Origin of the sequence: Peribacillus sp. NPDC097224 (assembly GCF_044761985.1) — a bacterium.
GTDB lineage: Bacteria > Bacillota > Bacilli > Bacillales > DSM-1321 > Peribacillus.
In genome coordinates this window covers 247,098-260,245 of sequence record NZ_JBIWDK010000003.1, presented here as the reverse complement: position 1 = coordinate 260,245, position 13,148 = coordinate 247,098, and the positions used below count along the sequence as shown (strand labels likewise).

Annotated in this window: 14 protein-coding genes; 3 read left to right on the top strand and 11 right to left on the bottom strand. The window is 41.7% G+C overall.

Features of this window, described 5'->3' with window-relative positions; genetic code table 11:
• The first annotated feature begins 22 nt into the window (after positions 1-22).
• Positions 23-205 (top strand): hypothetical protein, encoded by a 183-nt coding sequence (locus ACIQXR_RS07970; RefSeq protein ID WP_402867708.1) that lies wholly within the window; start codon positions 23-25, stop codon positions 203-205.
• Between the two features lie 123 nt (positions 206-328).
• Here the strand turns inward: ACIQXR_RS07970 and ACIQXR_RS07965 are convergent, their stop codons facing one another.
• Both ACIQXR_RS07965 and ACIQXR_RS07960 read right to left on the bottom strand, forming a co-directional pair.
• Positions 329-412: a YjcZ family sporulation protein gene (locus tag ACIQXR_RS07965; protein ID WP_402868526.1), complete on the bottom strand. Its 84-nt coding sequence runs from the start codon at positions 410-412 to the stop codon at positions 329-331.
• Positions 413-591: 179 nt separating this feature from the next.
• Complete coding sequence (locus tag ACIQXR_RS07960) at positions 592-675, bottom strand: YjcZ family sporulation protein (protein WP_402868524.1); 84 nt, start codon at positions 673-675, stop codon at positions 592-594.
• Between the two features lie 203 nt (positions 676-878).
• Here ACIQXR_RS07960 and ACIQXR_RS07955 point away from each other — a divergent pair, with 203 nt between their 5' ends.
• Positions 879-1,739 (top strand): peptidylprolyl isomerase, encoded by an 861-nt coding sequence (locus ACIQXR_RS07955; RefSeq protein WP_402867707.1) that lies wholly within the window; start codon positions 879-881, stop codon positions 1,737-1,739.
• 54 nt (positions 1,740-1,793) lie between these two features.
• Here ACIQXR_RS07955 and ACIQXR_RS07950 read toward each other — a convergent pair whose 3' ends face one another.
• From ACIQXR_RS07950 to cysK, 7 genes are all read right to left on the bottom strand, one after another.
• The gene (locus ACIQXR_RS07950) at positions 1,794-1,961 is read right to left on the bottom strand and encodes a sporulation YhaL family protein (RefSeq protein ID WP_402867706.1); all 168 of its coding nucleotides are present in this window, start codon (positions 1,959-1,961) and stop codon (positions 1,794-1,796) included.
• A gap of 97 nt (positions 1,962-2,058) precedes the next feature.
• Entirely contained in the window at positions 2,059-3,000 is a 942-nt protein-coding gene (gene yhaM, locus ACIQXR_RS07945; RefSeq protein WP_402867705.1) for a 3'-5' exoribonuclease YhaM, read from the bottom strand.
• A gap of 127 nt (positions 3,001-3,127) precedes the next feature.
• Complete coding sequence (locus ACIQXR_RS07940; protein WP_402867704.1) at positions 3,128-3,913, bottom strand: (2Fe-2S)-binding protein; 786 nt, start codon at positions 3,911-3,913, stop codon at positions 3,128-3,130.
• A 221-nt stretch (positions 3,914-4,134) separates the two neighbouring features.
• Entirely contained in the window at positions 4,135-4,542 is a 408-nt protein-coding gene (locus ACIQXR_RS07935) for a hypothetical protein (RefSeq protein ID WP_402956034.1), read from the bottom strand.
• Positions 4,543-4,609: 67 nt separating this feature from the next.
• The gene (locus tag ACIQXR_RS07930; protein ID WP_402867702.1) at positions 4,610-7,606 is read right to left on the bottom strand and encodes an ATP-binding protein; all 2,997 of its coding nucleotides are present in this window, start codon (positions 7,604-7,606) and stop codon (positions 4,610-4,612) included.
• Positions 7,607-7,631: 25 nt separating this feature from the next.
• Positions 7,632-8,837 (bottom strand): metallophosphoesterase family protein, encoded by a 1,206-nt coding sequence (locus ACIQXR_RS07925; RefSeq protein ID WP_402867701.1) that lies wholly within the window; start codon positions 8,835-8,837, stop codon positions 7,632-7,634.
• A gap of 181 nt (positions 8,838-9,018) precedes the next feature.
• Positions 9,019-9,942 (bottom strand): cysteine synthase A, encoded by a 924-nt coding sequence (gene cysK, locus ACIQXR_RS07920; protein ID WP_402867700.1) that lies wholly within the window; start codon positions 9,940-9,942, stop codon positions 9,019-9,021.
• Positions 9,943-10,238: 296 nt separating this feature from the next.
• Between cysK and ACIQXR_RS07915 the strand changes: the two genes are divergently transcribed.
• Positions 10,239-10,427: a YhzD family protein gene (locus ACIQXR_RS07915; protein WP_402867699.1), complete on the top strand. Its 189-nt coding sequence runs from the start codon at positions 10,239-10,241 to the stop codon at positions 10,425-10,427.
• Positions 10,428-10,520: 93 nt separating this feature from the next.
• On the opposite strand, the gene ACIQXR_RS07910 is transcribed toward ACIQXR_RS07915, so the two are convergent.
• Both ACIQXR_RS07910 and ACIQXR_RS07905 read right to left on the bottom strand, forming a co-directional pair.
• Positions 10,521-11,312 (bottom strand): enoyl-CoA hydratase, encoded by a 792-nt coding sequence (locus ACIQXR_RS07910; protein WP_402868522.1) that lies wholly within the window; start codon positions 11,310-11,312, stop codon positions 10,521-10,523.
• A 65-nt stretch (positions 11,313-11,377) separates the two neighbouring features.
• Positions 11,378-12,994 (bottom strand): long-chain fatty acid--CoA ligase, encoded by a 1,617-nt coding sequence (locus tag ACIQXR_RS07905; protein WP_402867698.1) that lies wholly within the window; start codon positions 12,992-12,994, stop codon positions 11,378-11,380.
• Positions 12,995-13,148 lie beyond the last annotated feature (154 nt).

The window sequence follows — 13,148 nt, the reverse complement described above, 5'->3', positions numbered from 1 at the left end:
ATGTTATGCAAGGAGGGATTTTTTGATCTCGTTCTGGTTTATTATTTTTGCTATTGTGATTCTTTATAATATTAATAGAATGACAAACTCTTTATGTATTCAAAAGGAAATCTCTGAAGAAAAGCAACCTAAAGTATTCAGGACCATTAATGTGTTGATCACTATTTTGTTATTATCCTCCTATATTGAAGTTTTATATGTGTAAAGGGAAGCCCTTGCGTATATACTGATAATAATCATTACATACCTGCATTAATGTGGTATTCCAACGCTTCTATCCACATAAAGAAAAAGGCGAAGCACACGGCTTCGTCTTTTTTGTCTTTTCTTATAACCAGGATGCGCCAATGATTACTAATAGGATGAAAAGAACGACTATTAGGGCAAAGCCCCCACCAACTCCTCCAGACATTGATCTTCCTCCTTCCCATTCCAGATTAAGATTACTTTCATGCACACTCTTATAACCCGTAAAAAAAATACATTTCATCAGGTTTATTCACCATGTGTAAATTTCATGAGCGGCTACCCTATCCTATTCATCTCCATTCCAAAAGGAGTGGGCACTTTTCATATTAATGTTGTGTTCGGCTAACAATATGCGACCGCAGCAATCATTAATAAGACGAATAAAACAACCAATAAAGCAAACCCACTGCCATATCGATTACCCATAAAACTACCTCCATTGTTGTCTTCGATTTATCATATGTAGGGATTCAGGATATGGGTGGGCATACACCCAGTTTTTTTGAAATTCTTAAAGGTACATCAATATATTATTTTTTGTAAAACAGCCAAAATATGTTATAGTTAGTTTTGTGGATAATCGAATAATTACAAAAAAAAGAAACTTAAAAATTAGGAGTTGTTACTAAATGAAGAAGTGGGCATTATCGGTTGCCGTAGCTGCTGGACTGATCGGACTTACAGCATGCAACAGCGACAAAGAAGCAGTAGTGGAATCAAAAGCTGGAGATATATCAAAAGAAGAGTTTTACAATGTGATGAAAGACAGATACGGTGACCAAGTCCTTCAGGAAATGGTATACGAAAAGGTTCTTTCAGATAAATACACGGTAACGGATAAAGAAGTTAAAGCTAAAGTAAAAGAGCTTAAAGATCAAATGGGCGAAAACTTCGACTCGGCTTTAGCTTCATCTGGATATAATAGTGAAGCAGATCTTAAGCGTGCACTTAGAATCGGCATGCTTCAAGAAAAAGCGGCCATCGCGGACATTAACGTGAAGGAAGCGGAAGTGAAAGAAGCTTACGAAAACTACAAACCAGACCTTAAAGCCAGACATATTCTTGTGAAAGACAAGAAAACGGCTGAAGAAGTCAAAGCTAAATTGGACAAGGGTGGAGACTTCGCCGCACTTGCGAAAGAATATTCCACTGATACAGGAACGGCTGCAAAGGGTGGAGATCTTGGTTGGTTCAGTACAGGTGAAATGGTTCCGGAATTCGAAACAGCTGCAGCTAAGCTGAAAAAAGACGAAATCTCCAAGCCAGTAAAATCTGAATTTGGCTACCATATCATCCAATTGCAGGATAAGAAAGAAAAAGAATCGTATAAAGATATGAAAAAGGATCTTGAATATAAACTAAAAGTGGCTAAAATTGACCAAACTAAAGTTCAAAATATTTTAGATTCCGAAATTAAAAAAGCAGACGTGAAGGTCAAGGATAAAGAATTGAAAGATTCCATCACATCCGAAACTGCTACAGAAAAATAATAGACACCACTAAAAAGCGACAGGGACCACCCCCTGTCGCTTTTTACTATTATCTTAGGCCTCTTTTCGTTTCTCTCTTTCCTCTATCATACGGTCTATATATTTCTGCCCTTCCTTTTCAATCCACGCTTCGTCTATCATGCGTTCTTTCCTCGCTGTCCATATTGACATAACGGCACTGACAATGATTCCAATAAACACGAACCAGATCCATATTGGCATGTCCATTCTCCTTTCAAGATCCCCCATCGTTTTACTAGAGCATATGCAGGAGATAAAAAAATATGCTTCTTTCCCGGTTAGGAAAGAAGCATATTCATTATTTAAAGGTTGGTTTATAGAATGAACGATTATCCAGTGCAAAGACTCTTTCGGTGAATTCCCCTGGTTTCACTTTTTCAAGGGCCCGATCCATCATATTGATTTTGGCATCCATGTTATCTATATAATGAAGGACTTCCGCTTCCCTCACCATAGGCGGTTTCGGACTTCCCCATTCCGCTTTTCCATGATGACTCAAAACTAAATGTTTCAAAATCATTATTTCTTCGGTATCAATCCCAAGTTCTTCTGCAGCTTTGCCCACTTCATTCACCATGATCGTGATATGGCCAAGCAGGTTCCCTTCAACCGTATAAACAGTTGACACAGGACCCGATAACTCATGGACTTTACCTAAATCATGTAAAATGACCCCGGCATATAGAAGGTCCTTATCAAGGGATGGATATAAGCCTGAAATGGCCTTTGCAAGCCCCAGCATGGACACGACATGGTAAGCTAGGCCCGACATGTACTCATGATGGTTCTTAGTGGCAGCAGGGAATGTTAAGAGTTCTTCCTGATACTTCTTGACCAGATGCCTAGTCACTCTTTGGATATTCGGATTTCTCATTTCAAAGATGAATTGGGTGATGGTCTCCATCATTTCTTCCTGACTTAGAGGTGCCGTTTGAATCAAATCGCCTTTTGTGACGCCATCAGCATCCGTAGTCAGTCTAAGATGACGAATCTTCAATTGACTCCGACCGCGATAATTCTGAACCTCTCCTTGTACCTTCACCGTAGCCTCGGCACTGTACGTTTTTTCATCAGCCTCTGATACATCCCAGAGTTTAGCCTCGATTTCACCCGTTTTATCAGACAAAATCAGCGTCAAAAATGGCTTGCCATTACTCGCAACCGCCTTTGTACTCGTTTTGATGTACATATATATATCTACTACTTCACCAATTCCATAATGAATGATCCCATTGTTCATGCGACTGCCTCCGTTCAATTAAATATCAACATTATAACATACCAATTTGGTTAGTGCGTTTAGTTTCTATTAAAGTGCACATAAGAAAACCAGGCTTTACTTACAGCCTGGTTCCTAGACAAATCATTCAACAGTTACTATTGGGACAATAAGGGCATTTCATTTGACCTTCGATTTGATAATATAAACAGCATGTCACACGCTTATAAGAATTCATGGATTCAGGTACCGTCTTTTCCTCGATGAAGCGTTTGAATGGTGACCGCTTTTCCATCCCCAGCCAGATTTCATCATCCAGCAGATTTTCGATATCGGCTTCCACTCTATCTTTGATATCACATTGCTTCAACAACTCTGAATACATCCAGACCGTATACCCCCATATATTTTCCCAAAGTATAAGTCTTGATACTTTAGTAGATTTGGAAAGTGGGACAATGACATCAGCGCCAAATTTATTTAATACAGTATGTAATGCTTGTTGGCTTTCCTTCTCCGGAACATCGCTCCAACTATTTTCTTTCAGCCAGAATTTTGGAAACCATTGCACATCTGCAGGATCATCCAGAATGGCCAAATCAGAAAGCGAACCATTCCAAACAAGCCGATGCTTACTGATCATGTACAATTGTGCCGTAATAAAAAATGCATAACGCCTGAACCACATGGAAGCGGCAACCCTAGGAGTATCTGCTCCAGAGCGGATTATTGCATAACCAATCAATTCTTCGATATCCTCCACGTTTCTTGGATTGTTTATCTCCTCTTTAAAGGAAATCCGATACGTTTGCAGCTCTTCTTCGATTGAAGGTGACACCTTATGAGGTTGAGGCATTTCTATATTTATTCCATTTATAATTGATTTTTCAGCATTACCACATGATAAAGACTGGGTTTTAAGAGATGGACTCATTATACTACTCCCCTTTTAGTCTATTAATCCTAGTTTAATGAAAATGATTCTCAATGTCAATTTAAAAAAAGAACGATGCCTTCATTTACGCTCAGATCCTTCAGCTTATATACTGGAAACCGACATACGCGTCCATAGGAATCCCGAAGACCCTTCAACTATCTCCATTCGAAGTCATGAGTCGATGTGAAAACAAAAAACCCTCCAATTCCGGAGGGTTTTCAACCAACAAGTACGTCTTTTGTACAATAGCTCAGCGACTCATCCCTAACTCTACTAAATAAGCCTTGATCGATGAATGGAATCAATTCACCTGCAATGTTCCATGCATTGAGTTCTATTTGATAGAGCGTTTCCCGTTTACTCGGACCAACCAATTCCATGCTCAACATGGAAAGGTCCGGGTCCAATGCATGGCCCATCTCATGGGCAAAGATGATCCATACATATTCCTCAAGCCTTTCGAGGGAACCAAGTAAACGTTGCAATTGGATTTCGATATCTTTTTTATATAACGTGATGGTATGTTTCGAAACCGAATACTTCCCGCCAACACACCGTCTGTCAGGAAATTCATCCTCGATGAGTAACTGTAGCGAAGCATCATATCGATTCAAAAAATCATGCATGTCCAAATTCGTTCACTCTCTTTATTATAGGTTTTTTTCATTTTATGTCGGGGAGGATAAAATATGATCATTTTGGAGTCAAAACTTGCTTGGACAGATGAATCACGTCAGTTCCCTCGAAATGGTGCAAATTATGATCATGACACGTAAAAAATAAAACTTGACGCCTTTGGGATACCTTATTCAACAGCTCAAGCATCCGTTTTGTCCTCTTCCCATCAAAATTAACAAAACTGTCATCGATGATAAGGGGAAAAGGATCTTCCGCAAAAGTATGATCGGCAAGTGCTAGCCTTAAGGATACATAAATCTGCTCAGCCGTTCCCCGGCTGACTTCCTCGGCCTCGAAATTCAACCCATCGCTCCGCTCTACACGTAACCCTTCACCTTTTGGCTCCAGGATGATTCTTTGGTAGCGACCATTCGTTAGAAAAACTAAATGTCGCTCCGCTTCCGCGATTACCTTTGGAAGCCGTTCCCTTTTATATCGGTCCAGGGTTTTATTTAATAAGCCTTTAGCCAATGCCAATTTTGCCCATTCCTTTGCTTCCTCGTTAAAAGCGGCTTTTGCTTCATGGAAACGATGCAGCAACTCCTCATAAACGCCATTTGCCTCCAACTGTTTGATCTTATATCGAGTATCAGCTTGGTTCTCCAGTAAAACTGTTTTTTCCTTTACTAGATCCTTCCATCTTTGTTCCAAGTTTTCAACCGAATACACGTTGATTCCTTGTTCGGAAAATCTTTGGATTCGCTCCGGTTGCATATCCGCTTGCTCCAATTGAATGTTGAGTAACTCCCATTGCTTTTGCAGCATGATTCTTTCATCGGCCAAAATGGCTTTTTCACGATATGTTTCTTCACTATCCACCTTAGCTTTCGTAAATAGCTTAGCCTTCTCCTTTTCAAGATAGTCTTTTTCCAGCATCAGGCTTTCTTTTTCACTCATTAAATCTCTGAGTACCTGCTGACATTGCACCAACTTGGCTGTTTGATCCGCCATGAGGTGAACTTCCTTTTTCAACGTTAGGATGGCATCCTTCCATGTGGATGGCTCTTTGCCAATCTGTAAGGCATAATCAAATAACGCATCCGATATACTATGGAAATCGGCTTTTAATAAGCGATGGGTCTCGATATATTCATTCTTTCTTTCAACTGCTGCCTTCCACTTCACCAACTCGTCAAAGGTAGACTCTAGATTGACGTCCGAACCTGGATGCGGGAAGCCCCAAGAAGTCATGATGGCATTCACGGTTTCTAGTAGCTGTACCTTTCTCTCCTCCCATGCGGCATATTCCTGGATGGTGGATTCGAAGGCATCCTCCCGTTCTTTATATTTAAACATTTCATGGTCCAGCTGTTTTTGAAAGTCATCATCTTGGTTGATGAGCTGCTTCATAGCCCCTGAACTCATGTCCCTTTGAGATTTATCGACCCGATCCAACGCTGCTCGTTTCCTTTTCGCTTGCTCAAGTTGCGCAGACTGTCCAACCAAACTATCGTCACCTTTGGAAAGGAACCGAGAAACAGCCAATACAATGGCTGCACTCAGTAAAATAAATCCGCCTAGGCTCTGGCCTTTGACGAAGCTTCCTATCGCAATCACACATATGAGGACAATCAATCCGCCAGTTAGTAAGTGGAAGCGCTTATGATGATCCTGTCGCTTCTTCCGGGAGTCTAGTTGGCCCTCCAGCTCTGAAATTTGCTCATCAAGAAATTGCCTTTTCACTTCGTCAAAGTTGGAATCCTGTCGTTCGTTGACGATGGCTTCCAACTCGTTTCTTTTTTCCGAAGGCATAAGCTTTGACTTTAACTCCTTCATCCGTGCTTCCGTCGTGTCCAGACCCACTTTTTGCCGACTATATTTTTCATCAAGCAGATTTTCACTTTGGTGCAAATGATGCTTTTCCCTTTCCGCTCTCTTTATTTTTTCTTTCATGAACGTACTGGTATCAAGCTTACTGATATGTTGATCAGCAGCATCCCAAAATAAATCCTGCTTAATCCTTTCGATTTTTTTTACTTCAGCTTGAATTTCATGTTCTACTTTCCTTATTTCCAGCTCTAGCTTATCCAGCATCGCCCCTTGTTCGATGGCAAATTCGACCTTTTCTTTATGCTTTCTAAGGAACGAACCACTTTCATTTTGCATAAGGTCCCTTTCGATTTTAAGCACCTTCTCATTCAAGGCCGCCAGTTGAGCATTTAATGGAACTTCAACGGCTTGTAGCTGCTCTAACCGCCTCAAACCATCCGAAGGAAAATTCATGTCCCCGATGTCATTCAATCTTGCTTCAATTTCCCGGCGTTCCTCGAATAATGGCTTAATTCGTAAAAAAGAACTCGATTCAACAAGTTTTCTCTCCATCTCTTGGATTTGTTCCAGACAGCTGGCCAGTTGGCTTTTCAGCTCGATTTCATCTTGGCACAAAACAGTATAAGACTGTTGTTCCACTTCGGCAGCTTTGACTTGTTTCTCCAATTCCTTAAGCTCTTTTATTTTCACGTTTAATAGTGGTTTCTGCCCGGAAGGTTTGAACCGGAGATCCATCTCCTTCTGTAGCTTCGTTTCCGCCTCCAGCAACCGATCATTCCCTATCAGGCCTGCCGAAAGTAAATATTTACTCATGTCCCCTTCACTAAGGGCTGACAAGCCTTGTAACCCCTGAAGGTCAAAAGAAAAGATGGACTGATAATAGTTTTTATCCATGCCATGAAGAATTTCATTGAGCTCTTCTTCTCCTCCGGTTCTCCCATCCTGGAATGTGATTTTCACATCTCCCGTTGCCTTCCCCTTCACCCGTTCAATGATGACTTCACCATCTTTTTTTGTAATAAGCGTGAGTCTCCCGCCATACTTGGCATGAAGTTTAGGCTCATATCGCCGAACATTTTGAACCTTTGTCGGAAAACCAAATAAAAGACTGTGTATGAATGACATGATTGTGGATTTACCTGACTCATTCTCCCCAAAGAAGACCTGCAGCTGCCCCATTTCTAAGAACCTCTGGTTTTCCAGTTTCCCATAGCCATAAACATGGAGGTCTTTAATTTTCAAATCGGTTTCCTCCTTCAATTGACCATTATGATTCAAATACCTGCAACAGCCATCTTTCAGCCTCATTCATGAGCTCTTGCTCCTCTTCCTGACTCAAGGCATCGAGAAATCTCCTTGATGCAGCCTGTTTGTAAAGTGGCGCTAGGACCTTTTCTATATCGGCAAAATCAGCAGTCAATTTGGCTATTTCATTTGTAAAAGGTGTCAGCCTTTTTCCCGCTTTACGTAAGGAAGATGGCTGAAGGGTGATCTTATGTACCCACACGAATGATTGCTCCTGCTCTTCCTCTTCCTGTAAAAGCCGGGTTAAATCTTCTAGTAATTCACGTGAGAAGACAAAAGGATCCTCGACATCCAGCTGGATGTCTATGAGATAACCCTTATCATCCGAACGTATTTGCCCGATCATCTCCTTGCACTGCTTATAAAGATCATCAAAGCCAGCGGTTGCCGGGACTTTAAAGAGTACACTTTCCCATATCAGTTCGGATGTTTCGATAAAGGAGTGCCTTTTTTCTTCTCCGTCCATTTCGACCAACACACAGCCCTTTACACCCAACTCCTTCCGATTCCTCCCTTGTATATTTCCCGGATAGATGACAAGTGGATATTCTGAAACGACCTGGCGCTTATGTATATGACCTAATGCCCAATAATCAAAGTCCTTTTCAGTAAGCTCATTCAATGAAAAGGGAGCATAGTTTCCATGATCCGAATTTCCTTCTAAATTCCCGTGAAGAAGGCCGATATGATAATCGGCAGCTTCTGATTTTACATACGATTCTATCATTCGTTCCGTTACATGCCGCCGTGGATAACTGAAGCCATATAAATGGACTGTTGTTCCGTCCATCTTTTCAAACCGCTTGACTTCCATTTCGTCTGAAAAAATATGCACATTTTCAGGAAAGTCCACTTTAATCCAAGAGCCACTAAGGTGATCATGGTTCCCATGAACGATGAAAACCGGAATCCCATGTTGCTGAAGTCTTTCCATTTCACTCCGAAAACGGACCTGTGTCCGAAGATTCCGATTTTCCCCATCAAACAAATCACCTGATATCACCATGAAGTCGACATGACGACAGATCGCATTCTTCACAATTCTTTGAAAAGACTTAAATGGACTTTCCCTGATGTCTTTTAATATGGATGCCGGCAAATCCCTCAATCCTGAAAAAGGGCTGTCCAAATGAAGATCTGCCGCATGAATGAACGTAACGGCACTCACCATAACCACCTCGTCCCCTAACATTTATTTACTTTTATTTTATCATATCCAGAACATACTTTCCCATATTAATAACAGGAATGATTCCAGTTAGTTTAGGTGAAAACAGTATAGACCATTTTATAAATAAAAAGACCGAATCGCAGGCACTTTTTAGATGCACTGCATTCGGTCTTTGTTTTTATTTGAAGATATCCATGCTTAAATATCGCTCGCCATTATCCGGTGCAATACACAGTACGCGTTTTCCTTTTCCAAGGCGGCGTGCTTCCTGAAGGGCACCCCAGACAGCGGCCCCACCTGAAGGCCCAATTAAAATACCTTCCTTCGCAGCCATGTCCTTCATTGTCGATATGGCATTTTCATCCGTTGCTTGAAGGATTTCATCGAAGACATCCGTATTTAAAATGCTTGGAACAAAACCTGGGCTTGTTCCGACAAGCTTATGAGGACCTGGCTTCCCTCCTGAAAGAACAGGTGAGCCTTGAGGCTCGACGACAACAACCTTTAGCTCAGGCAGCGCTTCTTTCAAAGCTTCACCTGTTCCTGTAATTGTTCCACCTGTACCAGCAGTTGCGATAAACACATCGAGATTCCGATCCATTTGGCCCAATATCTCGACTGCAGTCGTAACCCGGTGAATATCTGGATTAGCCTTGTTTTCAAATTGCTGTGGGATAAAGCTATTAGGAATCTCTGCGGCTAGCTCCTCCGCTTTTCGAATCGCACCTGGCATCCGGTCTGCCGCTGGAGTAAGGACCACTTCCGCTCCATAGGCTTTCAGTATATTGATTCTCTCTTTTGACATATTATCCGGCATGACCATGATCGCGCGGTAGCCTTTGGCAGCAGCATTCATGGCAAGACCAATCCCCGTATTCCCTGAAGTCGGCTCGATGATCGTTGCCCCAGGTTGGATTAGCCCGTCCAGCTCAGCCTGACGGATCAAATTAAAGGCTGCCCGGTCTTTTACACTTCGGCTTGGATTGAAATATTCCAGTTTGACATATACATCCGCATCGCCTTCCGCGGTTAAACGATTAAGTTTTACGACTGGTGTATCCCCAATCAATTCAGTAACATTATTTACGATTCTTACAGTCATTTCTTAAAAATCCCCTTTCAACTCATTCACATTCATCATTTACTTACTTCTTCATTATTATATCATTTATAAATTTTTGTTTAGTAAAGGAAATACTTCATATTCTATAGGATTAATTTAGTTACCCAAGATATTCACATAAATTGGTACATTTACTTGCCTTCTCGGGAAAGATTCCACGTCCTTATATAATAATAGTCAAAAATGACATAAAATGATAAAATTTTCATTAACAGGTTATATGCTATACAGAAAAATGATTGAACGGTCATTGATGAGAAAAGGGGAGTTTTAACATGAGTAAAGTATATAAATTAACCGTTTTTGAACCGACAGGGGAAAAGCTTTTAGACGAAGCATTCACCGCTGAAACTGATCAACAGGCAAAAGAAATCGGTCAAAAAATTCTAAATGAAAAAAATTATCAAGATCAAACGCACCGCTGCACATCACCTGCAGGGGCACTATTACTCTTTCATCGTTAAACGGTTGAAGAATGGAAGCGCTTTTTTATATTTTGGATAATCTAAGAATGGGATAAAAATAGAGAGACCGTCATCCTGACGGTCTCTCTGATTTCATTTCCCGATAAAAACGGGTTTCCTTTTCTCGACAAAAGCACGGATTCCCTCTTTATGATCTTCTGTTTGACGCATTTTCATTTGGGCCGCTTTTTCAATTTCAAGCATTTTTATTAACAAGGGACGATTTTTTTCACTGAGGATCTTTTTCGTTTTAATCATCGCCTGTACCGGACTTTTCAGCCAGATCTGCACTTTTTTCTCGACCGCCTGTTCCAAGGACCCTTCCACCACTTCATGAATGAGGCCTTTTTCTTTTGCCTCATGGGCGGTAAGGACTTTTCCTTCCCAAATCAATTCCTTCGCCCCCACTTCACCAAGACGGCGTTCAAGGAAGAAGTGTCCTCCGCCATCTGGGATCAGTCCGATACCAATAAAGTTCATGGCCACCTTGCTTTGTGAGTCCGCAATGAGGTAATCCGTTGCAAGGGCAATGCTTAAGCCAAGACCTGCCACTGCACCGTGGATCTCACTGATAGTCAATTTAGGCATGAAATATAAGGTTGTAACCAATTCACTTATTCCATCCATGAGGCTATCAAAACCATTTTCCTCATCGGATCCAAGCATCATCTTGATATCTCCACCTGAAGAGAATGCCTTTCCATTCCCTTTTAAAATGACGACGTCAATATCTTCATTCTCGCCCACTTCCTTAAGGGCATAAATAAAGTCGTTTAGCATGGCTGGATTTATTGCATTCATGGACTCCGGGCGATTCAAAGTGACCGTCGCCGTTCTCTCCGTGCATGTAACTAAAACAGTACCTGTAGATGAAGTCGATTCAATATTCACTAATTTTCCTCCTCTTTTTCATTCCTTCATTTTTTTCCTATCCATGGTTCTCTTAGCGTTCAACTTTGCAGGTATGTATCCTTAAGCTGTTCACGAAGCGCCCTTTTCAAGAACTTTCCTACACCCGTTTTTGGGATTTCATCCATAAAAATGATTTCATCCGGTAGCCACCATTTCGCAAACTGTGGTTTTAAAAATTCAAGGATGTCTTCCTGCGTCACTTGGTCTTTGTACCCGTCTTTTAAAACGACACAGGCGACTGGCCGTTCCTGCCATTTTTCGTGCGGCATGGCAACGACAGCTGCTTCGAAAACCCCTTCATGGGCCATTAAGGTGTTTTCTATATCAACCGAGGAAATCCATTCGCCTCCACTTTTGATTAAGTCCTTCGTCCGATCGACAATTTTGACAAACCCTTCGTCATCGATTGTGACGACATCACCGGTATAGAGCCAGCCATCTTTAAAGGTTTCCTCTGATCGTTCATCCTTAAAATACTCATCGGCAATCCAAGGTCCTCTTATAAGTAACTCACCCATCTCTTTTCCATCGGGCTTCACTTCACCATCTTGGCCTACGACTTTAATTTCAATCATGGGCGCGACAAGTCCCTGTTTGGCCTTCAGGTCATAAAGTTCTTCCTCAGGCAGGTCATCCTGGTAGCTCTTCGGTTTCGCAACGAATACAAGCGGGCTTGTTTCAGTCATTCCATAGGCATGAAGGAATGGGATATTGTATTTTTGCTCGAATGTCCTGATCATGCTTTTCGGGGCAGCCGACCCACCGCATAAAATGGTGCGCATACTACTTGTGTCATGATTTCCCGTCTCAAGCTCCTTCAACAGCCCAAGCCAGATTGTCGGAACGCCGGCCGCAATTGTGACCTTCTGGGTTTCAATGAGCTCCGCCAAAATTTTCGGTGTGAAGTTCGGTCCCGGCAAGACCATCTTCGTTCCGAACCAAACACTTGCAAATGGCATGCCCCACGCATTTACATGAAACATCGGCACGACCGGAAGCGCTACATCCCGCTCGCTTATTGCCGCCGAATCAGCCAGGCCCAATGCAATCGCGTGCAATAAAATCCCTCTATGTGAATAAAGGACTCCTTTTGGGTTCCCTGTTGTGGCCGATGTGTAACACAAACCTGCTGGAGCGTTTTCATCCAAATCCTTAATGAATGGCTGTGCTGGATTTCCTTCAGCCAATAATGTTTCATAATGATAGACGGGTGATAAAGTAGTCTCAGGAAGCACCTCTTCATCGGTCATGATGATGTATCCCTCAACCGTAGTCAGCTCATCCTTGATCATTTCCAGTAATGGAATCACATCTGGATCTATAAGTAAAAGGCGATCTTCCGCACTATTGACGATATAAGAAATATGCTGAGGAGATAGACGCATATTGATTGTATGGAGGACCGCTCCATGACAAGGGATGGCAAAGTAAGCTTCCAGGTGTCGGTGATGATTCCATGCCAGTGTTCCAATTTTGTCACCGGTCTTGATGCCCATTTTTTCGAAGACGCTTGTGAGCCTTCTTGTCCGCTGGGCAGTTTCTGCATACGTAAATGTATGGACTCCGCCGTCCGTACGGGAGACCACTTCTTTTTTCGGAAAATACTTTTCAGCTCTCTCAATGATTTGCGTCATAATCAATGGAGTGTCCATCATAACAATCTCCTCCTTATATAGAAAACGCTTCCATTTATATATTCGACCACATCAAAAATAATCCTTTTTCAATTGATCAGGATTTTACATTTTATTTTATAAATCGACTTCTATTTTGTTTTTTTTATAGAAAATAGAGGTAAAGTATAGATAA

Excerpts from the sequence above, each read along its gene's own strand:
- ACIQXR_RS07955 (WP_402867707.1), top strand. The coding sequence starts at position 879 with ATGAAGAAGTGGGCATTATCGGTTGCCGTAGCTGCTGGACTGATCGGA.
- ACIQXR_RS07960 (WP_402868524.1), bottom strand. The coding sequence starts at position 675 with ATGGGTAATCGATATGGCAGTGGGTTTGCTTTATTGGTTGTTTTATTC.
- ACIQXR_RS07940 (WP_402867704.1), bottom strand. The coding sequence starts at position 3,913 with ATGAGTCCATCTCTTAAAACCCAGTCTTTATCATGTGGTAATGCTGAA.
- ACIQXR_RS07935 (WP_402956034.1), bottom strand. The coding sequence starts at position 4,542 with ATGCATGATTTTTTGAATCGATATGATGCTTCGCTACAGTTACTCATC.
- cysK (WP_402867700.1), bottom strand. The coding sequence starts at position 9,942 with ATGACTGTAAGAATCGTAAATAATGTTACTGAATTGATTGGGGATACA.
- ACIQXR_RS07965 (WP_402868526.1), bottom strand. The coding sequence starts at position 412 with ATGTCTGGAGGAGTTGGTGGGGGCTTTGCCCTAATAGTCGTTCTTTTC.
- ACIQXR_RS07915 (WP_402867699.1), top strand. The coding sequence starts at position 10,239 with ATGAGTAAAGTATATAAATTAACCGTTTTTGAACCGACAGGGGAAAAG.
- ACIQXR_RS07950 (WP_402867706.1), bottom strand. The coding sequence starts at position 1,961 with ATGCCAATATGGATCTGGTTCGTGTTTATTGGAATCATTGTCAGTGCC.
- ACIQXR_RS07905 (WP_402867698.1), bottom strand. The coding sequence starts at position 12,994 with ATGATGGACACTCCATTGATTATGACGCAAATCATTGAGAGAGCTGAA.
- yhaM (WP_402867705.1), bottom strand. The coding sequence starts at position 3,000 with ATGAACAATGGGATCATTCATTATGGAATTGGTGAAGTAGTAGATATA.